Origin of the sequence: Plantactinospora sp. WMMC1484 (assembly GCF_049315195.1) — a bacterium.
Lineage (GTDB): Bacteria > Actinomycetota > Actinomycetes > Mycobacteriales > Micromonosporaceae > Plantactinospora.
On sequence record NZ_CP186055.1, the window covers coordinates 7,105,555 to 7,126,788 of the forward strand.

Sequence of the window (21,234 nt, forward strand, 5' to 3'; positions counted from 1 at the left end):
CGAAATGACTCGGGGTGCCTGCTGACCCGGCCGCCAGGTGGACTACGCCCTAGCGTTGCAGGGTCAGCAGTCCGGGGCGGTAGGGCAGGAGGCCGTAGTCGCCGCCGGAGTTCGGGGAACGCCCCTGGTAGAGCAGTCGCAGGTTACAGGGATCGACGGTCATGGTCTGGTCGGCACTGCTGCGGATCAACTCACCGTGACTGATGTCGTTGGTCCAGGTCGCACCACTGTTGGCCCTACCGGCGAACGGGTTGCTCTCCGACGTGGCCTGCGGCGTCCACGTACCACCCAGACTGGTCGCGGTGAACGAACGGAAGTACCGGCCCTGCGAACCGATCGCCTCGACCAGCATCAGGTACCGGTTCTGCCCCTGCAACCGGTAGACCTGCACCCCCTCGAACAGGTTGTTCGTCGAATCGGTCATGATCGTCGTGTAGGCCGAGCCGAAACTACCCGGGAAGTTCCCGATCGGCATGCTCGCCCGGTAGATCCGACCGTTGTCCCCGGCGAAGAAAAGGTACATGTTCGTACTGTCACCGATCAGCGCCTGATCGATCGGCCCCGTGCTGGAGTTGGAGATACTCCCGGTGAACAGCGTCTGGTGCGCCGACCAACTGTTCACGTTGGCCGGATCGGTCGAGGTCCGGTACGAAAACGCCGGCCCGCCCCACTGGTAGGCCAACACCCACACGTTACGCGGCGCGAAGTAGAACAACGACGGCGCGACAGCGGAGAACGGCATCGCGTTCTGACTCGCCGACCCCATCTCCGACCAGTTCGTGAACAGACCGAAGTTCATCGAACCCCACGACGTACCCGTGTCGTGCGTCGTCGCGTACACCAACTGCCGACCGTTGTAGGGAGCATGGGTGAAATCCTTCAACGACACCCACCCCGACCTCGGCTGCGCCAACACACCCGTCGACGACCAACGATACGACGACGGAAGATCACACGTGCCGGTCGGGGGCGGCGTCGTCGGGGGCGGCGTCGTCGGCCCTGTCGTGGGCCCGGTGGTCGGCGGCGTGGTGGTCGGCGCGGTCGTCGGTGTGGTGCTGCCGGTGCAGGCCACACCGTTCAGGGCGAAACTCGTCGGCACCGGGTTGCTGCCCGTCCACGATCCGTTGAAGCCGAACGACGTCGTCCCGTTGGTCGGAATCGATCCGTTGTAGCTCACATTCCTCGCGGTCACCGCCGAGCCGCTCTGCGTCAGCGACGTGTTCCATGCCTGCGTCACCGTCTGCCCGGCGCCGAACGACCACGTCAACGTCCAACCGTTCAACGGATCACCCAGGTTCGTGATCGTCACGTTGGCCCCGAATCCGCCCTGCCACTGTGACGCGACGGCATAGTTCACCGAGCAGCCCGCGGCCGCCGCGCCAGCCGGCAACGCCACGACGACCGCCGCCGACGCCAGCAACGCGACACCGGCCGACGCCAGGCCGACATTGACGGTTCTGATTTTCATCATGAAGCACCACTCCCGGTGGGTGACGGCTTGCGCATCGATGGTCGCCGAGTGGGTGAGCGCTAACATAACCCGTGTCGGGAATGGTACGGGAGCGCTCCCAGTCTCTCAACCTTCAATTCGCAGAGATCGATCCCCGGGCCAGAACCGGTACGCGGCGCGGCGACTCAGCGACGGTCGTCTCTCGTACGGTTCTGTCTGCGCAGCTGGTCCAGGAGTTCGGTCCAGCGTCTCGGCACGCCCAGGTCGAGGAACTCCGCCTTCAGGGCGGCGATCTTCTTCTCCCGGTCGGCCAGCATCGCCTGCACGGCCGCGGTGAGCTGGGACACGAAGGCTGCCTCGCCCAACCTGGCCAGGGTGCCGTCCGGGAACTCCACCGTCCAGTAGAGGGCGCCGGTGGTGCGGACGACGATGGATCCATCCGGCGACGTGCCGGCCGCGACCACCTCGTGGAGCGCCTCCGTGTATGCGGCCTGTCCCGGAGTCGGTTCGGGCGGGCCGCTCGGGCGGGGAACGACGCGGAAGGATGCCAACCGTCGCTCGTGGAGCTCCTCCTGGGACCGCTGGAAGGCGATCCACATCGCCTGGCCGAGACGGCCGAGCTGGTGCGCGAGGTCCACGTCGGTGTAGCGCCCGAAGGCCGCGTAGCTGAAGCTGATCCGCAGGTCCGTGCCGTCGGTGGTCACCGCCCAGATCGCACCGTCGGGCGACGACGCGGAGAGTTCTGGTCTGCGTTCAAGGCCTGAATCGGTCACGTCTCCCCGTTTCGCTGGTCACACCGCCGCAGGCTGCCCTCCCGGCGGCATGTGGGCCGGCGCGTCTCCGAAGCTCCCGAATGCGCCCCGCGCACGATGCGCCCGGCTGGCGGCGCGTCACGGTCTGAACCCGGCCTCCGCGGCGGACCGAGCGGGACGCCCCTCGGTGCGGGCCTGTGTTAAGACTAGTCCATGCAACGATCTGTCCGCGGACTCGCTGTGGCGCTCGTCGCGGTGGCGATGGTCAGCGCGCCCGCGCCGGCCCTGGCCGACACCGCAACGGCGACGCTCTACGCCGGCAGCGGCGACGCGGGCTATTCCGGCGATGGCAGTGCCGCGGTCGCGGCGGCGCTGAACAAGCCTGGCGGGGTAGCGGTCGGCCCGGACGGGGTCGTGTACGTGGCGGACACGGAGAACTGGGTCGTCCGGGCGATATCCACCGACGGCGTGATCAGCACCGTCGCGGGCCGGGGCCGATCGGAGCAGGAAGCACCGGAGACACGTGTGCGGGCCGGCGGCGCAGTTCCCGGGTCCGAGGTCGTGCTGCGCTATCCGGCCAGCCTGGGGGTCGGGGCGACCGGGACCGTCTACATCGGTGACAGCGGAAACTCCCGCATTCTCTCGCTCTCCAAGGGCGGTGACGTCACCCTGGTGGCGGGCGGTAACGGAGCAGGGTTCGCCGGTGACGGAGGACCGGCGGTCGAGGCCCAGCTTCGCGACGTCAGCGGCATCGACGTCGGGAGCGACGGTGCCCTGATCTTCGGCGACCTGCGGAACTATCGGGTACGCCGGATCGGGGCTGACGGCCTCATCGACACCCTCATCGGCAGTGGCGACGTCGGGCTGGTGGCGGGTGGTGAGGCGGGTTCGTTCACCTTCCCCTACGCACCGATCTCGACGGCGACCGGCCCGGGGGGAGACCGGTGGGTGGCGAGCACCCTGCTGTACGGCCTGTCGGGCACGCGGATGCGAGCGGTGGTTCGGGACGGCGAGGGCCGATGGTCCTACTCCGACTCCCAGGGCGCCTCGATACCGGACGGCGCCTGGCGTGGCAACCTGCACCTGGCCGCCACCGGCAACGCCGTGTACCTGTCGAGCGACGAGGGCCTGTACCGGTTCTATCCGGACGGCAGGGTGCAGACTCTGTTCACCGATCCGTCGTTCGTGGGCGCACTGACCATGATGGACGATGAGGTCGGCTACGTGGCGGACCCTCGGCTCCACAAGGTCTACCGGCTGGATCTCCCCGGACCGTCGGGTGGGGACTCGATTGCCGACGGCGGGTGGTGGCGACAGTGGTGGCTGCTGGCGATCGCGCTGGCGATCGTCGTGGCCCTCGTGGTCACAGTGGTGATGGTGTCACGCCGCCGCAGAGCATGAACGAGACGCCGCTCGTAGCGTTGTTGCCGTAGAGTTTGGCTGATCATCGACGGGGGTGATGGTGGTGCCGGAAGATGTCACCGGTGGTGACCTGTACGCGTTGTGGCGGGTGTCCGAGGCCCTGCTGCCGCGCGTCGCGGACGTCTACTACGACTCGAATCGTCTGGTCGCCGGGGCGAGCGGTGCCGCCGGGCTGACCTTCGCCCTGACCATGTGGAACACCCTGCGGGACGAGTTGCAGGACATGTACGCCGAGATCGGCGGCGTGGTGATGGACGGTGCGGCGGCGGTCCGGCAGGCACGACTGGCGTACGAGGCGTCCGACGCGCAGGCGGCCGGCGAGTTGCAGAGCATCCTCGCGGACCCATATCGGAACTCCACCGATCCCGCCGTCGCACCGCCGGCACCGGGATCCGAGGACGATCCGGGCACGCCGATCCAGGTCGAGGGACCACCCGGCACCTCCTGATCGACAGACGCGGCCGATTCCGGGCCGACCGGCGCACGACCAGGCGGCAATGGAAACGGTTGTTCACGGAGGGGCCGAAGACTTGTGGGTAACGCCGATACGCCAGCCGAGTACACGAACGCGAATTTCGTACCAGCCCTGACCCAGAAGGCGGAGAAGCTGCGTCAGGAGTTCGTCCGGCAGACCCTGCAGGACATGAACTCCTACCTCGACGCGCTCCTGGAGGAATACAACAAGGCCAATCCGGACAGGCCGGCGTTGACCGTCACCTCCGGGGGCTTCTCCGTCATCATCAGCGAAGGCCCCGGCCTGCCGAACAGCGAACGGCTGATCACCGAGGCGGAGATCCGGGAGTGGCAGCACGCGATCGAACACGAACACTACGCCTGGGTCGTCCCCACCTTCGAGGGTTATCTGACGCCGGACCCCGACGAGGCCAACTCCGCGATCGACAACCTCGGGAAGATCGCCGAGATGTTCGGTGGGGCCGCGACCGAGTCCGGGAAGCTGGGCAACCGTGATCTCGGGCTCACCGGGCTGCAGACCGTCCGCGACCAGATGGAGAATCACTGGGAAGGCTCGTTCCAGCAGACCTTCATCAGCACCTTCGTCGCACCGTTGGAGAACGGGCAGGCATGTCAGGCCGCGGCGGCCCGGATCTCCAAGGAGCTGCTGGAGGCCAACAAGATCAGCAAGATCGCTCAGCGGAAGGCCATCCTCGACCTGCTGGACAAGGCGATCGCCGCGCTGGGAGATCTCGGCGCGGGCGGCAAGTCCGCCAAGAGCTACGCGTGGAGCACCCTGGTCGGCATCGCCGCCGGCACCCTCATCGCCGCCACGGGCGGCATCGCCGCCTGGATCGGTGCGGTGATCATCTCGACCAGCACCCTGGCACAGGGGTTGGAGGTCGGCGGCGACGACGCGCCCGTCGAGCTCGGTGGCACCACCGCCCAGGACGTCGCGGTGGCGGTACAGCGGGCGCTGACCAAGCAGAACGAGAAGTTCGTCGAGGACGAGACCAAGGTGGCGGACGCCCTAACCCGGCTGCAGCAGGACGTCGCCGCCGCGCGCAAGGTGGTCGGCCAGCTCGGGGTGAACCGACCCGACCTCTACGGCGCCACCCCCACGGACATCCAGCGCGGCCTGACGCCGTCAATCAGTTAGCCGGCTGCGCCGTGCGGACGGGGCGTTCGTCGCGTGCGCGGCGCCGATAGCGCAGAGGCGATTCTCCGATCTCTCGTTTGAACGCGGTGCTGAATGCGGCCTCGGAGCCATAGCCCAGCTCGACCGCGAGGGAACCGAGACGCACGTCGGCGCCGCGCAGGGCGCGCTGGGCGAGAAGCATCCGGTAGCGGCTGAGGTAGGTCAGCGGCGGGACGCCGGCCACCGTCCGGAAATGCCGGGCGAAGGAGGAGCGTGACATCGCGGCGGCGCACGCCAGATCCTCCAGGCCCCACGGCTTTCCGGGCTCGGAGTGCATGAGTTCGAGGGCGGGGCGCAGCCGTTCGTCGGTCAGCACCCGGAGCCATCCGGGCGGTATCTCGGCCTGGTCGAGGTAGGCGCGGAGCGCTGAGAGCACGAGGAGCTGGGCGTATTGCCGGATGGCGAACGCGGAGCCAATGCGGTTGCCGGCGACCTCGTCGAAGAGCTGGTCCAGGAGGCCACGCATGCTGGACGCGGCCGACGCCCGGACGTGTCCCACCGGCGGCATTGTCCGCAGCAGCAGCTCGCGGCCGGCCGGGTTGATGTCCACGGCGGTGCCGATAACGATGTCGTCGGTGCTGCGGTCGGCCTCGGTGAAGCCGGTGAAGTTCTCCTCGGGCCCGATCCGCCGGCGTGGTCCGGTGCCGGTGCCGCCCTCGTGCTGCAGCCACGACCGGTTGCTGAGGATGGCGACGTCGCCCGGCGCGAGGTCGATCGGCTCGCCGATGCCGTCGGTGAGCAGCCGGCCGTGGCCGGACACCATGGCGATGAGCTTCAGCGAGTCCACGCAGGGCGACCGCGCCAGCCACGGGCCACGCGCCGCGAACCCGCCGGCCACGACACCTCGGACCTCGACGAGGTCGAACACCTCGGACAGCTGGTCATTGCGCATGCTGACACTCTCGCGCAAAAAATGCGGACGGAAAAGTATTCAGCGTCCAGCCACGGTTGCGCAGACTGGAACCCACGCCGCGTCGGCAGACCGAGGAGTTGGTTCGATTGTCACATCAGCCCATGGACGGATCCCGGACCATTGTCATCACCGGCGGAAACAGCGGCATCGGCTTCGCAGCCGCCACCGCGATCCTGAGGTCGGAGAACGGGTCGTGGCACGTGGTGCTGCCGGTCCGGGACGCGGGACGGGGCCAGGTCGCCGTCGAGGCGCTGACCGCCGGCGCCGCAGCGGGCAACACGGTCGAGGCGATGACGATGGATCTGTCCTCGCTCGCCTCGGTCCGGGCGTTCACCAGCGGGCTGACCGCCCGCGTGGAGTCCGGCGATATCCCCCGGCTGCACGCCCTGGTCTGCAACGCCGGCGTACAGACGGGGACCCAGCTGACCCGGACCGCCGACGGCTTCGAATCCGCGTTCGGGATCAACCACCTGGGCCACTTCGTGCTGGTCAACGAGCTGCTGCCGGTGCTGCAGGCGCCCGCACGCGTTGTCGTGGTCGCCAGCGACACCCACGACCCGGCCCTGAAGCTCGGCCCGGCCCCCGCCTGGAACAACGCCGAAGCCCTGGCCCGCGGCACCCTCGCGCCGTCGGCCGCCGGCGACAACGCATTCATCGCCGGTCAGCGCCGCTACAGCACCTCCAAGCTGGCCAACATCTACTTCAGCTACGCCCTGGCCCGCCGCCTGCCCGACGGCGTCACCGCCAACGCCTTCAACCCCGGCATGGTCCTTGGCACGAGTCTGGGACGCTCACTGCCCGCCCCGGTGCGGTTCGTCTCCCGGCACGTCCTGCCCCACCTCACGTGGCTACTGCGCCGGGCGGTGACGCCGAACATCCACTCCGCACCGGAGTCGGGCAGTGCGCTCGCATGGCTCGCGACCGCGCCGGAACTGGCCGGCACCACAGGTCAGTACTTCGACGGGCGCACGGCCACCCGCTCGTCGGACGAGTCCTACGACACCGTGCGCGCGGACGACCTGTGGGACGACAGCCTCTCGCTGACCAGCGTGCGCGCCTGACCGACTCGCGACAACGACGCTCCCTTCAAGCGGAGTTGACGCGGCACGTTCTCCCCCCGCCAAACCCCTGCCGGCCGGAGAGCCCGGCAGCGAAACCTGTGGAAGGACGCCATCATGAGTGAATCGAGTCATCCGACTGACGTCGCCGGCGGGTCGGCCGGGATGTCGCGGCGTAAGGTGCTGACGGCCGGGATGGGTCTGGTCACGGTCGGTGCCGTCACCGCGATCGGGACCGGTGTGGCCGAGGCAACGGCAGGCGCCGATCGAGTCGGTGCCGGTCGTTCCGGCGAGCCCGGTCGGATCATCTCGGTCAGCCCGGTAACGCTGTCAGCGCCCGGCCGCGCCGCGCCTCTGGAGGTACGGGTCTGCGCGCCGGTGACCGGACGCAACCTGCCGATCATCCTCTTCGCCCACGGCCACGGTCAGGTGAACTTCCTCAACTCGTACCTCGGCTACGGCCCGATCGTCGACTACTTCTCGTCGCACGGCTTCGTGGTGATCCAGCCCACCTTCCTGGATGCGATGACGCTCGGCCTGCGTGATGCCGATGACCCAGATGCACCCCTGTACGCGCGGGCGCGGGCCGAGGACATGTCACGCATCCTGGACCAGCTCGACCTGATCGAGAAGGCCGTGCCGCAGCTTGCCGGGCGCCTGGACCGGGACAGGGTCGCCGCCGTGGGCCACTCGCTGGGCGGGCACACGGCCGCCCTGCTGCTGGGCATGCAGTTCGACGATCCATCGCGGGGCGGCCGGAAGGTGAGCCTCGCCGACCGCCGGATCAGAGCGGGTGTGGTGATCGCCGGGCCCGGCCGCGGCGGCGATGCGCTGCACGACCAGGTTGCCGAGCGCTACCCCGCCCTGAACGCTCCAGACTTCTCCACGATGCGGACGCCAGCACTCGTCGTCGCGGGCGACAGGGACCTCTCCACCACCTTCACCGACCTGGGCGCGAGCTGGCGGATGGACGCGTACTTCCTCTCCCCGGGTCCCAAGTCGCTGCTCACCGTGTTCGACGGCGAGCACCAACTCGGCGGAATCTGCGGATACGACTCCGTCCTGACCACCGACGAGAACCCGCAGCGGGTCGCCGCGGTCGGGCGGCTGACATCGGCCTACCTGCGCACCGCGTTCGACCGCCGGGATCCCGCCTGGCAGCAGGCGCGTGACGCGCTGACGACCGGAGCAAACGCGATCGGACGGGTCGACTCCAGGTAAGCCCGGTGGTCGGATGAAGCTATCTGACGAGGTCAAGGCGGTCAGGCAGGAGCCGTCGCGGGCAGGTGTCGATGACGCCGGCTTTCTCTCGGGCGCCGTCGCGGCGGAGCTGGTCAGCTCAGAGGCCGAGGGCGCCGATGGCGACGGACAGGGTGGGCGCGGCGGCGATCTGGCGTACGTCGTCCCGCTCGCGGAGCCAGACGTGGCAGGTGACGCCGTCGTAGTGGACGGCGACGGACTGGCCGGGGTGGTGGCGGGCGAGCCGGCGGAGCAGGGGTACGGGGTCGTCGACGACGATCGGGGTCGGGGTCTGCGGCACCGGGATCGGCTGGTCGGGGTTGTCGGGGACGTTGCCGGCGATGGCGAGTTCGAGATATTCGAGGCAGTACGCGGTCGCGGCCTCCGGGGTGGACCGGGTGGGCGGGTCGGCCGGGGCGGGGAGTCGGCCGGGGACGCTGATGGTGACGTCCCAGCTCTCGCCCTGGATGAGCCGGAGGTCGCCGGCATTGCGGACGTGGTCGACGAGGGTGATCGTCACCGTCAGGCGCAGCCCGAGGACGAGCCGGACCAGGTCGGCCAGGGGTGGCACGTCGGGCCGACGGGCCAGCACGAAGAGCCGGCCGCCGGGTCGGCCCCGGGCGGCCCCGCACAGATATTCGGTCAGCGGGTCGGCGTCGGGCCAGTCCAGGGTCACGGTGCCCTTGCGGAGATTGTGGTCGAGGGTGCCGCCGCCGTCGAGTTCGACGAGGTCTTCCGGGCGTACGCCGAAGTGGTCGGCCCAGCCGGCGAGCCGGAAGTGGTCGGGGAGTTGGTGCAGTGGTTTGCCGCCGGGGTGGGTTGCCACGTGCGGCGCCGGCAACTGTTGGCCGGTCCGCCAGGTCTCCTCCCCCGCCGGCCCGGCCGGCCCGGCTCCCGGATCGGCGCGACCGGTCTGCCGGCCGGCGGGGGCGTCGTCGTGCAAGGCGAATTCGCCGGTACGCCAGCCGGAGGCGTCGCGCTGCCAGGTGAGGTGCACGACCCGGCCGCCCAGGTCGGTGATCGTGACGGTCGCCGCCGCACACTGGAGCCGGCGGCTGCCCCGGCAGGTGTAGCAGTGCAGCAGTGACGGGCTGCGGCCGGAGCCGGCACACTTCGGGCAGTCGGCGTCGACCCGATCGGTGCCGAGTCGACAGTCGCAGCGTTTCAGCAGACTGTGCGGGTCGCAGTCGGGGCAGTCGGCGTACCCGATGGGCGAGCCCTGCCACGACGGTGCCGGCGGCTGCCATCCCCGGCGCAACGTCGACGAGCGCCGGCTGTAGATCTGCCCGGTCGACCACTCGGTGAGGGTTTCCGTGGTCCCGGCGGTACGCAGGCTGGTGTGCCACCAGCGGCCGTCCCGCCAGATCGCCTGCGCCCCGGCGGTCGCCTCGCCGGTGACAAGATCGAGACAGTCGGCGAGGATCCGCCGTTCGAGCTGGTCCAGGTCGGGCGGGGGTGGGGCGGGCGGCGGCGCCCCGATGGTCAACTGGTGGGCGGGGGCGGTCAGGCCGCGCTCCTCCAGGCCGTAGCAGGCGTCGAGCACGGTCGTGGTGGTGATCGCGGCGGCCAGGTCGTCGGCGTAGCCCCGGGCCTCGGCCGGCACCGGCCCGCCCGGCACCTCGAACCGGATCGCCCAGGTCAGCCCGTCCGTGGCGACCAGGCGGCGGGCCTCGACCACCAGGTCGAGGCAGAGCAGGTCGGCCAACCGGCACAGCCGGCCCAGCTCGGCCGCCGCCTCCCGGGGCGGCGGGACCGCCGCCCGGCCGAGATAGAGCCGCCACGCCTCGTTGCTCTCCCCGGCGATCGCCTCGGCCTCCAGCACCTCCCGGACCGCCGCCGAGTGCTCCGGCCGCCAGGCGCGGGGCAGGAGCACGAGCGGCCCGTCCGGATCACCGGGCTGGCGGACATCCGCCCACGAGTCGACGCCGACACCGACGGCGGCGGCCAGGTCGCGGAGCACCGGGGCGAACGGCAGATACCAGTTCCCGCCGCCGTCGCCGGGCCACGGCGCCGGCTCCACCACCCCGGGTACGACGTTCGCCGAGGCCACCGCCCCGGTGTCCAGGTTCGCCATCGTGAGCACGAGTTGGGCGCGGCGCCGGCCGGTCTGCCGGCAGGGGTGGCAGGGCCGGCCGACCGTGCCGACCCCGTGACACTCCAGGCAGTCCTGGTACGCCTCCCCCGCGGTGCGCCGGTTCGCCTCGCTGTCGTTGATGCTGTCGTCGACCAGGAGGCGGTTGCCGCCGTAGGTGCAGCGGCACGGGTCGAGGGTGAAGGAGAGGCCGTCACAGGATCGGCACTGCACCACCGGCGGGCCGGCCATCAGCGCCGCGCCAGCTCGTGCGCCGCCGGTGCCTGGCGGGACCGCCAGCGCCGCAACGCGTCCTTGATCCGGGCGTTCTGCTCCCGGACCCCGGCCAATTCGGCGTACGCCCTGGCCAGGTCGGCGGCGACCTGCTCCAGGAACTCGGTCACCTCGTCGGGATCGACTCCGCGCCGGGCGGAGCCGACCGGGGTGAACCGGCGCAGCCGCACCTGCGACGGCAGCAGCGGCCGGCGCGACGCCGACCGGTCCGGGTACGCCGAGCCGAGCCGCCGTAGCAGCTGCCGCTTCCGCCGGAACAAGCATCGGAGCTGAGCGCGCATAACCTCTCACCAGTCTCTCGGAGCACAGGACGTGGACGGGTGACCCTGGCCCGGAACGCCGGCTCGCCCGTCACGGGCCGGGGCCACCCCGCCCTGCCGCCGCAGCCAACAAGCAGCACGTACGGCAGCAGGGCGTGACTCAGAAGCCGGGACGGACAACCTGTACAAGCTGGCCGCCCCGGCCGGGTGAAGTAACTCAGCGCCGACCGAGCAACTCCGGAACCAACTTACGTTACGAGGTAACGTAAGAGTACCCCGTAACACAAGTTCCTTCGTGCGTGTGGTGTGTTGACGCTGCCGACCGAGGGAGCGACCATGGCCACGCCGCTGTACCAGCAGATCGCGAACGACATCGCGGAGCAGATCCGGAGTGGCGTCCTGAAACCGGGCGACCGTCTGCCCACGACTCGACAGCTCATGGATCGCTACGACGTGAGCGAGACCGTGATCCGGTTTGTCATGATCCAACTCAAGGCGGAACGTCTCGTCTACGGCCAGCAGGGACGCGGCGTCTACGTCGGGTCCGAACCTGGCTCAGCCTGATCCGCGCTTGCCCTACCGGGGCACGTGCCCTGGAGATGCCACATGCGACGCGGCTGCGCGGGGCTGCGCGGCCCAGGGCCTTTCGGATAGTGTTCTGACGACCACGCGGGGGTAACAGCGCTTTCAAGTCCGTCTGCTTCCGCCCGCTGGAGCCAGGCATCCGGGGAGGACCGCATGGCCAGCACCGAAGAGCCAGGCTCACACGCGCAAGCAGCCGACACCCTTCTCCAGAGCAGGGCGACCAGCGAGCACGGCCATCCGAGCATGCTGGGCTGCTAGAGGCGACGCGGTGAACATCGACGAGGTCAAGCGAACGATCCGTCGTGGCAGCGAAGCCGCAGCCCAGGCCAAGAGCACCCTGGAGCAGGCCGGCCTCGAGACGGCGAGCAGCCTACGGCTTGTACAACTCACCGTCCATGACAGCCAGAACGACGATGTAGAGCACGCTCTGAAGATCCTGGGAACGATGGATGGCGAGATCACGCGGGCGCTGCGGCGCATAGATGCCGCTGTCGAGCATGCCGATGCCTACCTCAATGCCCTCGGATGACCGAGGACATGCCGGCGGTTGTGGCCCAACTACTGGAAGCGCGCCAACGCCTCGCAGCGACCGCAGTCATCGCCATGCGCGCCAAAGCAGACGCCGAGCACAGCCAGGGCCTGTATGTCGAAGCCGCGAAGGGAACCAGCAGATCCAGACTTCAGCAGGCCGTGGCCGACATCAAGATCGCTAGCGACAAGGCTGCCCGGATCGCCCGCTTGCTGAGCAAGACGCGAGATCACGTGACCGCTTACCTCGAACAAATTGCCCCGGGTGCAACGCGGGGCGAAGGCTCCGCTGTGGACGGGATGCCTTCAGGGGCGCAGCTACTCGCAGACACGGAACGCCGGGCAGACGCACGGGCAAGCGTAGGAAGCTTCCTCAGGAGAGCAGCCAAGAACACCGAGAATGCCCAGGACACCGCGAAGAACCTCACGGAGCTGGGTGAGATGGGCGTCAAGGTGCTTCGTGATCCGGCAGGTGCCTCCGGCTCTCAGTCAGCCGGAACGACGACGCCCACCGTAACCCCGAACCCTCGACCGAAGATAGACATCCCCGAAACCGTTGGGCACTTCGTTGTGTTGGGGATAGTGACGGCGGTCGCCATCCACAAGACAAACGAAGTCCTCCGCAACCAGATAGCAAGGCGGCGAGATCGTGAACGCTCAGACGGAACTGACCGAACTGATTCAGGCACTGACTAAGCAGGACTGGGAGGCCGTTGACAGCCTTCTGGAGACGCTTCGCCAGAAGGAGTGGGCCGGCGCCACTCAAATTATTGGCGCCGCGTTCGTGTTAGCCGTACATCGTCGTTTCCGTCGTGGTCAGGACCCACGTGACATCGCAGCTTTCGTAGCAGAGACGCGGTCTCGCTACGAAAGTGGGAAGAAACTACCCCCACTGGCGATGGAAGGACTCATCCGAGCTGCACTTGGCGAGGTTGACCTCATGGACGAGATCAGCCCAGATAATTATCTCCCAGCCCAGATCGTGGTCGTCGGCACGATCCTTCAGGACGAGAACCCGACCCAGGACCAGCTTGACCAGTTCGTCCGAGAAGTCGAGGAGACAGCAGCCGAGCACATGTAGAAGTCGGCGAGCATGGCGGATACTTCCTTGGAAAGGATGAGGGCTTACCGGCACCCGTCCAGCGGGTTCCTATGACCGTTGGGAGAACTTTAGTCTCGGCTCGACACCTAAATCTCTGCATCGCCGCGCCCACGCATCAATTTTCTGCTTCAAAATGATCGAGTTCGTATCGGATATACTATTGGGGACCCTCTTCAGCTTGAATCCAAACCAGAGGCAGTAGCTCGTGAATTTTTGATTCAATCTCTTGGTGTTGGCGTTGTTGCGGATAATCTCCAAGACATTGTTGGCCTGGTCGCACGCATAGCCCAGCTTTTGAGTCGTGCCGAACTTGACGGCGTATGCCGTGCCACCCTTGTATAGATCCCACGCCTCGATAGGCGTCGACATTGCTACTTTAATTTTGGAAAAATCCTTATCTGCTCCCACATAACCAAGCCTCTGTACGACCTCCCAATCGTTGAACGCACCTTCCTCCATGTCGATGATCCGAAGTTCGGGCTCGGTGTCCTCGACCTCGATGCCGTCGAGAGACGCATTAAGTTGATCGACGTAGTCCTCGTTGAAACGTACCCATCGGCCATGCGATAGCATGACGTTCTCTCCATCGACCACGAACTCCAGGGCTTCGCCAAGGCGTTTAGAGTATGACTTTTGCCCCTCGTTGTCTATCCGAACTCGAATGTTGAGAATCTCGTCTCGCCCAATTTGCCCGTCAGCAATATAGGACCGTAGGGCCGCGAGATCGAGACCGTCTTCCCCGAGGTCTCTCTTGCTCCCACCTCGATACGAAAGCGTGTATCGCTCATCCCCGGCGAATACGAACTCGACACCGACAACCTCATGGGCGTCGTAGGCAAATTCAGGAGAATCGTCGCCGGCAAGTATTGCGTCCACCAACTTCCCATTATAGAGACACAACTGTTCGTTATCTGTAATCACGGTCGTGCGAGGCAGTTTAAAGCGGGGTTCTTGTTGCATTTGGGCACCGACAACATCAAGCACGCTACCGATTTGATGTCGAGCGACAGGCGCACCAATTAACATCGACGAACCAAACTTTCCTACTTTGCCGAATGTATCTTGCATCTCGGCCTCGATGGCAGCCCTGAGATAGTCCACCGACTCGCCGCTTTCAATATTCAAGGGAGTATTTTTCGTATAACTCTTAATCTCCTTCTTCTTCTTACCAGCAAACTTTTTTGAAGCAGTCTGCTTGATGTCGCTCTCATTACCGATTCTCTTGGCCATTTCGATGCCAAAATCGTGGTCACAGAACGGCCGGACGTAGAAATGGCTCTTGCCATAAGTGACAACAAACAGTAGCTCATCTTTTCGGAAAGTGTAGGCCGCAAAGTAAATGAGATTGGCGGGTTTCCGCCCTTGGAAAAAGTCCGCGTAGGTTTCAACCCACGGGATGGGGTTCGGTTCTTCGTTCGCCGAGAAGTAGAAGCGAGCCCGCCAACCACCTTGCTCACTCTCATGGATTTTACGGAGACCCACGGTCTCAAACTTCGACTCAAGATCGGTAACATCCGTCGATGGCACTAGGAAGATATTGAGCTTCATGCCTGGCAACTCCCGGTTCAGATCTTCGCGAAGATCACATTGCGTATCCGGCAACTACCCTGAGCAAAAATTAGCCACCGCCCTCGGGGGTCGACAAGACTCTCTCAGGGCACAGCATGCACACGAAGCAGCTTGATCGTTCATCCAAGGGCGGACCAAACGCCACCGAATGGACAACTGGTGATGGGCCGATAGGCCCGTATCGCACGGACAACCGCCCGATTCGCGGACAGAGGCGCTTATTGCAGCGCCGCCAATGGGAACCCGAAGGCCATGTTCTTGAACAGACTCATCACGGTCAGCAAATCAGCTCCGAGGAGCCATCACAGAGTCCGCTCCCACCGGTCCTCCATACCCGTCAACCGCATCGACTTTCGCTTATGAACGCCACGAACGACCACTGAACGGGATAGAACGCCCTGGTCTTCCCCGGCCATGCCGGGTCGGACCAAGGCGTTGCGGCGAATAGCTCCAACCTCGACGGTGGCCTCGCGGCGCAGATCATCCGATGGCGGTGGCCCGATCGCCTCCTGCGGCCCACATTCCGGCACGACGACCGTCGGGCCTCGGCTGGCCGACCTGGTAGGCGCCGGCCCGGGTGGGTATGGGACGGCAGGAGCAATGTCCAGCCGGGACGGCAATCGAAGGGTACGGGTGATGGCGGAGACATCGGTCAGTGATCGTGACAGCGGCGTGGTGGCGGTGCCGGAGCCGCCGTCCGGGCGCGCCAAACTCGGCTACATCGGACCAGGCGTGCTCTGGGCGCTCGCCGCCCTGGCCACCGGCGAACTGCTCTTCACCCCCCGGGTCGGTGCCCAGTACGGCTACGCGCTGATGTGGGCGCTGATCGCGGCGCTGGCGCTGAAGCTCTTCGTCACCCGGGAGATCGGGCGCTACAGCGTGGTGACCGGTCGGCGGCTGCTCAGCGGCATGGCCGACCTGCCGGGCCCGCGCGGCTGGGCCCTGTGGGTGATCCTGGTGCCACAACTGGTGGTCGGCGTCGCGGCGATCGCCGGCATCGCGAGCGCCGCCGGCAGCGCTTTCACGCTGGCCGTCCCCGGGCCGATCGAGCTCTGGACCGGGGTGGTCATCGGGGCCGCGGCCGGCCTGGTGCTCTTCGGTCACTACACCGGGGTGGAGTGGGTGTCCCGGGTCATCGGGCTGCTGCTGGCGATCGGCGTCGTGGTCGCCGCCATACTCGTCGGTCCCGACCTCGGCGAGGCCGCGTCCGGGGTGCTGCCCACGGTGCCGGAGGACCTCGTGGTCGCCGACATCCTGCCCTGGCTGGGTTTCCTCTCCAACGGCGCCGCCGGGCTCATGTGGTATTCGTACTGGGTCGCGGCAAAGGGCGTGGGCGTCGGCGCGCTTGACGATCCGGGCCGCCTCGACCCGCACGGCCTGGACGCCGGCCAGGTGGCCCGGGTACGGCAGTGGCTGCGGACCATGACCCTCGACTCGACGTTCGCGGTGGTGGGTGTCGGGATCATCACCATCGCATTCCTCATCCTCGGTGCGGAGTTGTTGCGTCCGGAGGGCATCGTGCCGGCGGAGGCCGACGTTGCCCACGACCTGACGAGGCTCTTCAGCGAGGTGTTCGGCAGTGCCGGGTTCTGGCTGATGGTGGTGGGTCTGATTTCGGCCTTCTGGACGGCCACGCTCACCAACATCGACGGCTGGAAGCGGCTGTACACCGACGGCATCCGGAAGGCGCTGCCGTCGCGGCTCGCGGAGGCACCCTTGGCCAGCCCTGCGGTCATCGGTCGGGTCGCCGTCGTCGGGTGGCTCGCGGTGCTGCCGTTCGCGGTGTTCGTCTTCTTCGGTGACCCCGTGGGCCTGCTCACCCTGGCCGGATCCATCGAAGCCGTGCACATCCCGCTGGTCGCGGCGCTCGTCCTCTGGCTCAACCGGCGCACGCTGCCGTCCGCCGTGCGGGCGGGCTGGGCGGCGAGCACGCTCGTGGTGATCGCGATCGTCTTCTTCGCCGGCTTCGCGGCGTACTACGTGTGGCAGCAGGTGTTCGGCTCGTAGTGAACGCAGGGCACTGCCGCATCCCGGTGGTCACAGCGGTCCCAGCACGGCCTCGGGGTCCGCGTCCAGGGCGAGTGTCTCCAGCACCGTCAGGAGCTGGCGTTCCTCGTACCGGAAGTGGGACTCCATGATCGCCGCCACGCCCTCCAGGTGCCGGTCCAGCTCCTCCGGCGAAGCACTCCGACCCACAGCGGCCTGGAGCCCGGTCAGCAGATACCCGATCATCGAGTGGTCCTGCCGCAGATAGCGCAGCGTCTCCCGCAGCTCGGGATGCAGCTCGGCGATCGCCGGGAACAGGTCGCGGTCCTCACCCTCGTGATGCGCGGTAAGCGCGGTGCAGAACCCGTGACAGAAGAGCAACAGGTCCCTGGTCGCCGGCTCCGCCGGCTCGCCGTCGGCCACGGCCCGCCGGGTCACCGCCAGTGCTTCGCGGAGCCGTCCGTGGACGCGGCGCAACTCTCGACTCCAGGCCACCAGCCTGGTCTGCTCGCCCTCACCCACGGGTGGAGGGCGAAGGGACGACAAGCATCGTCGTGATCCCTTCGGTCCGGCGCCTCCATGCCTGACACGGTCTGCCACCGGCACGCGACGCTGGGGCCGAAGCTACCACGGCGCGCCCGGACCAATCTTGGCCCGGACCGATCTTGGCCCGGACCGATCGTCCCCCGGATCGATCTCACCCGGACCGGTCGTCGCCCGGACCGATCGTCGCCCGGACCGAAACGTCGGTAGCCGACTCACCGAAACTTTCGGTCCATCGGCCGTCCGGTGCAGCGACGACGCCCGGTCGGACAGGGTATCTCGACTAGCCCGCGTCACCCGGCTAACATTCGCGCGACTGGATCCGCGAAAAGCGATTCGGAGACACCGCCACCACGCCGTCCCGCCCGGGTAGGAGCCCCTGATGCACATCGGACGTAGACCGGCAGAACCATCTCGAAGAATAACCGCTTTTGTCACATCCTTACTGCTCACCATGGTCGGGTCGGTCGCGCTCGCCGCCCCGGCCCAGGCCGCCGACCGGGTCGTCCTGGCCAACGATTTCGAATCGGGTTCCTACGCACCGTGGGGGCCGCGTGGAGCCGTCACGCTCGGGATAACGGCGGAGGGGCACGAGAGCGCGAATAGCCTTTCGGTCACCGGCCGTACCGCGAACTGGCAGGGCACGGCGATCGACGCCGCCGCGAGATTCGAGCCCGGTGCGACGTACGTTATCAGCGCATGGGCGAAACTTCCGGCCGGCACCGCCGGGCCGGCGGGCGTGCACTTCACCATGGAGGCCACCCCGGCCGGCGGCGGTGACAACACCTACACCTGGATCGGCGACAACGTCCCCACCACTGCGGAGACCTGGGTACGGATCGGCGGCAGCTACACCATGCCTACGGGCCTGGCCGCGGCCACCCTCTACGTCGAGGCCGAGGGCACCACGCCGTACCTGCTGGACGACATCAGCATCACCACCCCGGAGGGCGGGCCGGCACCCGGCACGGTCGTGATCGACACCGACTTCGAGGACGGGCTCGACGGGTGGGGACCACGCGACGGCGGCCCCGGCGCCCCGACGGTCGGGCTGACCGACGTCGCGCACGGCGGGGAGGCCGCGGCCCTGGTCAGCGACCGGGTGAACCAGGGCGCCGGCATCGGCCGCGAGGTGGGCGCCCTCTTCGAGACCGGCGTGACCTACGAGTTCAGCGCGTGGCTGCGGTTCGCCGAGGGACAGCCGACCGACCAGATCTGGCTCAGCCTCGCCAGCACGAGCGGCGGCAGCCAGTCGTTCAGCACGCTGGCCCAGTTCGACGGGATCACCAACACCGGCTGGACCGAGGTGACCGCGAGCTTCACGATGCCGGCGGCCGACAGCGCACTGCTCTACTTCGAGTCCCGCTGGCGCAACGGCGAGACCGGCAACACCAGCGACTTCCTCGTCGACGACATCGTCGTACGGGTGCCGGAGCCGCCGGTCATCGAGGACCTTCCGCCGCTGCACGAGACCACCGACTTCCCGATGGGCGTCGCGATCGACAGCCGCGAGACGGTGGGCGCCGCCGCCCAGCTGCTGACCCGGCACTTCGACAACATCACGCCGGAGAACCACATGAAGCCGGAGGCGTGGTACGACGCGGAGCGCACCTTCCGCCCGCACGACCAGGCGATCGCGCTGATGGACTTCGCCCGGGACAACGACCTGGGCCTCTACGGTCACGTACTCGTCTGGCACAGCCAGACCCCGGCCTGGTTCTTCCAGGACGAGGCCGGCGCCCCGCTCAGCACGTCGGCGGCGCATCGGCAGCTCCTCCGCGACCGGCTGCGGACGCACGTCTTCGCCGTCGCCGAGTCGCTGAGTGACCGGTACGGTCCGTTCGGCTCCGCCACCAACCCGATGCGGGCCTTCGACGTCGTCAACGAGGTCGTCGCCGACAGCGGCGAGTTCAGCGACGGCCTGCGCCGCAGCGAGTGGTACCGGATCCTCGGCGAGGAATACATCGACCTCGCGTTCCAGTACGCGGACGAGGCGTTCAACGACGTCCACGCGGTCGCCGGCGCCGACCCGGTCACCCTGTTCATCAACGACTACAACACCGAGCAGAGTGGCAAGCAGGGCCGGTACAAGGCACTGGTGCAGCGGCTGCTCGCGCGTGGGGTGCCGGTCGACGGCGTGGGCCACCAGTTCCACGTGTCGCTGGCCACCCCGACCGCCAACCTCGGGGCCGCGCTGGCCGCCTTCGAGGAGCTGCCGGTGATCCAGGCCGTCACCGAGTTCGACGTCACCACGGGCACCCCGGTGACCCAGGCAAACCTGATCGAGCAGGGCTACTACTTCCGGGACGCGTTCCGGATCTTCCGGGCGCACGCGGACGACCTGTTCGCGGTCACCGTGTGGGGCCTCACCGACGGCCGCTCCTGGCGGGTCGGCAACGGTGCCCCGCTGATCTTCGACGACAACCTCCGGGCCAAGCCCGCGTACCACGGCGCGGTGGACGGTGAGCTTCCGGCCCGGCTGCGTGCGGCGAACGTCTTCGCCGGTGACGTGGCCCTCTCCGACACCGCCACCGCCGACCTGACCTGGCGCAAGCTTCCGCTGCATCCGGTGGAGGACCTGGCGAGGTTCCAGCTCCGCTGGGCTCCGGACCATCTGACCGCCTTCGTCACGGTCTCCGACGCCGACGCCGACGCCACCGCCGGCGACCAGGTCAGCTTCGTGCTGGGTGACCAGACGTACACGGTGGCCCGGGACGGCAGCGGGGACGTGCCCGCCGTGGCGAAGGAGCGCGACGGCGGCTACGACATCGTCGCCCACCTGCCGCTCACCGACGCGGCCGAGGGCGACACGCTCACCCTGGACGTCCGGGTCGGCGACGACGGTCGGACGGCCACCTGGAACGCACCGGGCGCGCTGGGCACCCTGGCCCTGGTCGAGGAGCTGTCCTATCTGGAGGTCACCCAGGCCCGTACGGCGCCGGTGATCGACGGCGCGGTGGACACCGCCTGGGCGGACGCCCGCGCGGTCACCACCGCGAAGGCGGTCTCCGGCGCGGACGGCGCGACCGCAACGGTCCGTACCCTGTGGCGGGACCAGACGCTCTACGTGCTCGCCGAGGTCGCCGACCCGGTCGTGGACGTCTCCGGCTCCGACCCCTGGACCCGGGACTCGGTGGAGATCTACGTCGACGGCGGCAATGCCAAGAACGGCCCCTACCGCTACGACGACACCCAGATCCGGATCAACGCGGAGAACGGCGTCTCGTTCGGCACCGGTGACGAGGCGTTCCAGCGGGGCCGGCTGACCAGCGCGGCGGTCCGCACCGAGACCGGGTACACCGTCGAGGCGGCGATCAGCCTGCTGGAGTACGGCGGCCTCGGCACCTTCCACGGCCTGGACTTCCAGGTCAACGACGCCACCGGGGGCACCCGTACCGCGATCCGGAACTGGGCCGACGAGTTGGGCACCGGCTACCAGACCACCGCGCGCTGGGGGGTGGGCCGGTTGGTCGGCCCGGCCGACGGCAACGTCGACATCACGGTCGAGAACTTCACCCAGTGGAACTCGGACAGCGGCGGCGGCTACTGCGCGACGATCGTCGCCACCAACAACACCGACAAACCCGTCGACTGGTACGGCTACGTCGCGCTCACCGGTCAGATCTACACGGCCTGGAACTTCGCCCGGCAGCTCCAGGACGACGGCAGCTACCGGATCCACGGCGATGCCTGGAACAGGACCCTGAAGCCGGGCGCCAGCACCTTCAGCGTGGGCTACTGCGCCAACCGCTGAGCCGGTCAACAACCGCCGAGGCGGTTAGGCGGGGGCCCTTCCTATACAGAATGCGAT

Annotated in this window: 18 protein-coding genes; 11 read left to right on the plus strand and 7 right to left on the minus strand. The window is 67.9% G+C overall.

What is annotated here, in order from left to right; translation table 11 throughout:
• Window positions 1–49: 49 nt before the first annotated feature.
• On the minus strand, window positions 50–1,471 hold the full coding sequence (locus ACN28C_RS30575; protein WP_422770949.1) for a non-reducing end alpha-L-arabinofuranosidase family hydrolase: 1,422 nt from the start codon (window positions 1,469–1,471) through the stop codon (window positions 50–52).
• A gap of 164 nt (window positions 1,472–1,635) precedes the next feature.
• Window positions 1,636–2,223: a hypothetical protein gene (locus tag ACN28C_RS30580; RefSeq protein ID WP_422770950.1), complete on the minus strand. Its 588-nt coding sequence runs from the start codon at window positions 2,221–2,223 to the stop codon at window positions 1,636–1,638.
• Between the two features lie 192 nt (window positions 2,224–2,415).
• Here ACN28C_RS30580 and ACN28C_RS30585 point away from each other — a divergent pair, with 192 nt between their 5' ends.
• The 3 genes from ACN28C_RS30585 (at window position 2,416) to ACN28C_RS30595 (ending at window position 5,236) form a co-directional block, all read left to right on the plus strand.
• Complete coding sequence (locus tag ACN28C_RS30585) at window positions 2,416–3,603, plus strand: hypothetical protein (protein WP_422770951.1); 1,188 nt, start codon at window positions 2,416–2,418, stop codon at window positions 3,601–3,603.
• A gap of 64 nt (window positions 3,604–3,667) precedes the next feature.
• The gene (locus ACN28C_RS30590; RefSeq protein WP_422770952.1) at window positions 3,668–4,072 is read left to right on the plus strand and encodes a hypothetical protein; all 405 of its coding nucleotides are present in this window, start codon (window positions 3,668–3,670) and stop codon (window positions 4,070–4,072) included.
• 84 nt (window positions 4,073–4,156) lie between these two features.
• On the plus strand, window positions 4,157–5,236 hold the full coding sequence (locus ACN28C_RS30595) for a hypothetical protein (RefSeq protein ID WP_422770953.1): 1,080 nt from the start codon (window positions 4,157–4,159) through the stop codon (window positions 5,234–5,236).
• On the opposite strand, the gene ACN28C_RS30600 is transcribed toward ACN28C_RS30595, so the two are convergent.
• On the minus strand, window positions 5,229–6,167 hold the full coding sequence (locus ACN28C_RS30600; RefSeq protein ID WP_422770954.1) for a cupin domain-containing protein: 939 nt from the start codon (window positions 6,165–6,167) through the stop codon (window positions 5,229–5,231). The two genes, ACN28C_RS30595 and ACN28C_RS30600, sit on opposite strands and share 8 nt — an antisense overlap.
• 122 nt (window positions 6,168–6,289) lie before the next feature.
• On the opposite strand from ACN28C_RS30600, the gene ACN28C_RS30605 reads away from it, so the two are divergent.
• Both ACN28C_RS30605 and ACN28C_RS30610 read left to right on the plus strand, forming a co-directional pair.
• Window positions 6,290–7,249 (plus strand): SDR family NAD(P)-dependent oxidoreductase, encoded by a 960-nt coding sequence (locus tag ACN28C_RS30605; RefSeq protein ID WP_422770955.1) that lies wholly within the window; start codon window positions 6,290–6,292, stop codon window positions 7,247–7,249.
• Between the two features lie 237 nt (window positions 7,250–7,486).
• Entirely contained in the window at window positions 7,487–8,467 is a 981-nt protein-coding gene (locus ACN28C_RS30610; RefSeq protein WP_422774873.1) for an alpha/beta hydrolase family protein, read from the plus strand.
• 118 nt (window positions 8,468–8,585) lie between these two features.
• Here ACN28C_RS30610 and ACN28C_RS30615 read toward each other — a convergent pair whose 3' ends face one another.
• On the minus strand, window positions 8,586–10,808 hold the full coding sequence (locus tag ACN28C_RS30615; protein ID WP_422770956.1) for a hypothetical protein: 2,223 nt from the start codon (window positions 10,806–10,808) through the stop codon (window positions 8,586–8,588).
• The gene (locus tag ACN28C_RS30620) at window positions 10,808–11,131 is read right to left on the minus strand and encodes a DivIVA domain-containing protein (protein ID WP_422770957.1); all 324 of its coding nucleotides are present in this window, start codon (window positions 11,129–11,131) and stop codon (window positions 10,808–10,810) included. The genes ACN28C_RS30615 and ACN28C_RS30620 overlap by 1 nt, the downstream gene beginning before the upstream one ends.
• Window positions 11,132–11,446: 315 nt before the next feature.
• Between ACN28C_RS30620 and ACN28C_RS30625 the strand changes: the two genes are divergently transcribed.
• From ACN28C_RS30625 to ACN28C_RS30640, 4 genes are all read left to right on the plus strand, one after another.
• A complete protein-coding gene (locus ACN28C_RS30625; protein ID WP_422770958.1) occupies window positions 11,447–11,674 on the plus strand; it encodes a winged helix-turn-helix domain-containing protein in 228 nt (75 codons plus the stop codon).
• 289 nt (window positions 11,675–11,963) lie between these two features.
• Window positions 11,964–12,224, plus strand: a complete 261-nt coding sequence (locus tag ACN28C_RS30630) for a hypothetical protein (RefSeq protein ID WP_422770959.1) — start codon at window positions 11,964–11,966, stop codon at window positions 12,222–12,224.
• Window positions 12,221–12,919, plus strand: a complete 699-nt coding sequence (locus ACN28C_RS30635) for a hypothetical protein (protein ID WP_422770960.1) — start codon at window positions 12,221–12,223, stop codon at window positions 12,917–12,919. Before ACN28C_RS30630 ends, ACN28C_RS30635 begins: the two co-directional genes overlap by 4 nt.
• Complete coding sequence (locus ACN28C_RS30640; protein WP_422770961.1) at window positions 12,873–13,304, plus strand: hypothetical protein; 432 nt, start codon at window positions 12,873–12,875, stop codon at window positions 13,302–13,304. Before ACN28C_RS30635 ends, ACN28C_RS30640 begins: the two co-directional genes overlap by 47 nt.
• A 69-nt stretch (window positions 13,305–13,373) precedes the next feature.
• Here ACN28C_RS30640 and ACN28C_RS30645 read toward each other — a convergent pair whose 3' ends face one another.
• The gene (locus ACN28C_RS30645) at window positions 13,374–14,873 is read right to left on the minus strand and encodes a DUF6119 family protein (RefSeq protein ID WP_422770962.1); all 1,500 of its coding nucleotides are present in this window, start codon (window positions 14,871–14,873) and stop codon (window positions 13,374–13,376) included.
• Between the two features lie 657 nt (window positions 14,874–15,530).
• Between ACN28C_RS30645 and ACN28C_RS30650 the strand changes: the two genes are divergently transcribed.
• Window positions 15,531–16,901, plus strand: coding sequence for an Nramp family divalent metal transporter (locus ACN28C_RS30650; protein ID WP_422770963.1), 1,371 nt, complete (start codon window positions 15,531–15,533; stop codon window positions 16,899–16,901).
• Between the two features lie 30 nt (window positions 16,902–16,931).
• On the opposite strand, the gene ACN28C_RS30655 is transcribed toward ACN28C_RS30650, so the two are convergent.
• Complete coding sequence (locus tag ACN28C_RS30655; protein ID WP_422770964.1) at window positions 16,932–17,402, minus strand: hemerythrin domain-containing protein; 471 nt, start codon at window positions 17,400–17,402, stop codon at window positions 16,932–16,934.
• A gap of 475 nt (window positions 17,403–17,877) precedes the next feature.
• On the opposite strand from ACN28C_RS30655, the gene ACN28C_RS30660 reads away from it, so the two are divergent.
• Window positions 17,878–21,177: an endo-1,4-beta-xylanase gene (locus ACN28C_RS30660; RefSeq protein ID WP_422770965.1), complete on the plus strand. Its 3,300-nt coding sequence runs from the start codon at window positions 17,878–17,880 to the stop codon at window positions 21,175–21,177.
• The last annotated feature ends 57 nt before the right edge of the window (window positions 21,178–21,234 follow it).

Excerpts from the sequence above, each read along its gene's own strand:
- ACN28C_RS30600 (WP_422770954.1), bottom strand. The coding sequence starts at position 6,167 with ATGCGCAATGACCAGCTGTCCGAGGTGTTCGACCTCGTCGAGGTCCGA.
- ACN28C_RS30650 (WP_422770963.1), top strand. The coding sequence starts at position 15,531 with ATGGCGGAGACATCGGTCAGTGATCGTGACAGCGGCGTGGTGGCGGTG.
- ACN28C_RS30645 (WP_422770962.1), bottom strand. The coding sequence starts at position 14,873 with ATGAAGCTCAATATCTTCCTAGTGCCATCGACGGATGTTACCGATCTT.
- ACN28C_RS30585 (WP_422770951.1), top strand. The coding sequence starts at position 2,416 with ATGCAACGATCTGTCCGCGGACTCGCTGTGGCGCTCGTCGCGGTGGCG.
- ACN28C_RS30625 (WP_422770958.1), top strand. The coding sequence starts at position 11,447 with ATGGCCACGCCGCTGTACCAGCAGATCGCGAACGACATCGCGGAGCAG.
- ACN28C_RS30660 (WP_422770965.1), top strand. The coding sequence starts at position 17,878 with ATGGTCGGGTCGGTCGCGCTCGCCGCCCCGGCCCAGGCCGCCGACCGG.
- ACN28C_RS30605 (WP_422770955.1), top strand. The coding sequence starts at position 6,290 with ATGGACGGATCCCGGACCATTGTCATCACCGGCGGAAACAGCGGCATC.
- ACN28C_RS30635 (WP_422770960.1), top strand. The coding sequence starts at position 12,221 with ATGACCGAGGACATGCCGGCGGTTGTGGCCCAACTACTGGAAGCGCGC.
- ACN28C_RS30615 (WP_422770956.1), bottom strand. The coding sequence starts at position 10,808 with ATGGCCGGCCCGCCGGTGGTGCAGTGCCGATCCTGTGACGGCCTCTCC.
- ACN28C_RS30620 (WP_422770957.1), bottom strand. The coding sequence starts at position 11,131 with ATGCGCGCTCAGCTCCGATGCTTGTTCCGGCGGAAGCGGCAGCTGCTA.
- ACN28C_RS30575 (WP_422770949.1), bottom strand. The coding sequence starts at position 1,471 with ATGATGAAAATCAGAACCGTCAATGTCGGCCTGGCGTCGGCCGGTGTC.